At 33.1% G+C, this 2,004-nt stretch carries 1 pseudogene; it reads left to right on the top strand.

What is annotated here, in order from left to right:
- Nucleotides 1-2,004, top strand: a pseudogene (locus tag AJ884_RS09940) (hypothetical protein); the annotation flags it as partial.

Below are 2,004 nucleotides of genomic sequence, written 5' to 3'. Positions count from 1 at the left end.
TAAAGAACCCTGTTTAAATTCTAAAAAGATAGTTTTATCTTTAGCTACTATTTCTTTCTTAGCTAGTTGTGCTAATGCTACATTAAATTCTGAAATAAAAACTTATGATGAAGCAAATAAAAATACTAAAGCTAGATCAGCAAGTGTTTATCAGAATACTAATACGACTGTAAGTGGTTCAGAAACTAGCACAATCAACATTTCCGATTCAGGTCCACATACCATAATAATTCAATCAGGTGGAACTTTAGGTAGTATAGGCAATACAGATAGAATCATCTATGCTCATGCTAGTAGTAACAACACTCTTACTCTTACCAATCTTACCAATAAAGGAACTATTAACGGTAAGGTAGCTGTAGAACATGATAAAGATTTTACAGGAACCATTACTGTCAATACCTTTGAAAATACAGGTCAAGTTAATGGTCAAATTTACATGGGAATTTGGGGAGGTCAGGGAACTCTCACTGTGGATAAATTTGAAAATAGTGGAACTATAACAGCTTCCAACAATGATCAAGGAGTTTTTTTCCAAGGCCTTGCTAATAACAAATCTACGATTAATAATTTTAACAATACTGGAGTTATAAGTTCAACAAATAAAGAAGCTGTCCGGTTTACTCATACTAATGTACAAACTTTCACTAATAACGGTTCAATAAACAGCGGTGGTGGAAGTGGTGTAAACCTCTCCAGTGCTACTATAGAAAATTTTAAAAATACTAAAACTATAAAAACTAGTGGAACAGCAGAACCAAATGAATCATTCGCTGGTTTATATGCGAGTTCTGGGGTTAATCTTTATAGCTCTACTATAAAAACTTTTGACAATTCGGGTTTCATTTCAGGTAAAGTAGGTGTAAATTTGTCAAATGGCATCATAGATGATTTTAAAAACAGTGGCACTATAGAAGGAACATCTGGAGCCAATAAATTAGCAGGAGCTATAAATATACAAAGTGTTTATAGTAGCGGCTCCACTATTAAAAATTTTGAAAACACAGGCCTAATCAAAAATCAAAACGCTAATGGTATCTTCATAGGTGATGGCAACAAGATAGAAACCCTTACAAATAAAGGAACTATAGAAGCAGGCAACAATGGTATAACTTTTTATGCATTTGATACAAATAAAAAGCCCGTTAATATTGGTAAAATCACTATAGAAAGTGGTGGTGTTATTAAAGCAGGCAATGATGCAATCCATATAGATGGAAGTAAAAATGGTATTGAGGGTGAAGGCATTGAAGTTAAAGAAGGGGGTAGATTAGAAGGTGGTAATGCAGGTATTTATATAGGCGGTGGTAAGCAAGTAAATACTAGCATCAATGTATCTGGAACTATCCAAGGTGGTAATGGGGGTATTATAAATACTGGAACCATTGGACAAAAAGATACAGAAGTTCAAACTCACGGTATCACTATTGAAAATGAAGGTCTTATTGCTTCTGCAAAAGGAAGTGGTATTTTAAATACTGACAATGGAATTATTTATGGTAATATTTTCAATAAAAGTAATAATAATTTAAGTTTAAAAAATGATTCTGATGCGACTATTACAAGTGGTATTAAAAATGAAGGTAGTGGAACCATCTTTGTTAATAACCAAGGAACCATAAATAAAGATAATAGTGGCAATCATTTAACTAACAGCGGATCTGGTAGCATAGTCATAGAAGATTGGCTTGTTACTACAGATAAAGATACAGGTAAATTAGACACTGTGGTTGTAGGTGGAAATGGTAAAGATAATGTAAAAGTAGATAATATAACCGTTGATCAAGGCAATGCTGATCTAGATGGAATAGGAGATATAAATGATATCATCTCAGGGGTAAAACCAGGTAATATTGGCAATATAGGAACCAATGGTAGTGGAGAAATTGATTTAATCTATGATCCTTCAACAGGAAAAATTCATAAAAGGTTTGATCTTAGTGCTTCCATATCAGGTGCAACCTTTAGATCTTTAATCTCTACTACTTCAAGAAGATCTACCTT

This window comes from Campylobacter sp. BCW_6463 (genome assembly GCF_001762785.1).
GTDB classification, from domain to species: Bacteria; Campylobacterota; Campylobacteria; order Campylobacterales; family Campylobacteraceae; genus Campylobacter_D; species Campylobacter_D jejuni.
This window is presented reverse-complemented; position numbering and strand designations above follow the sequence as displayed.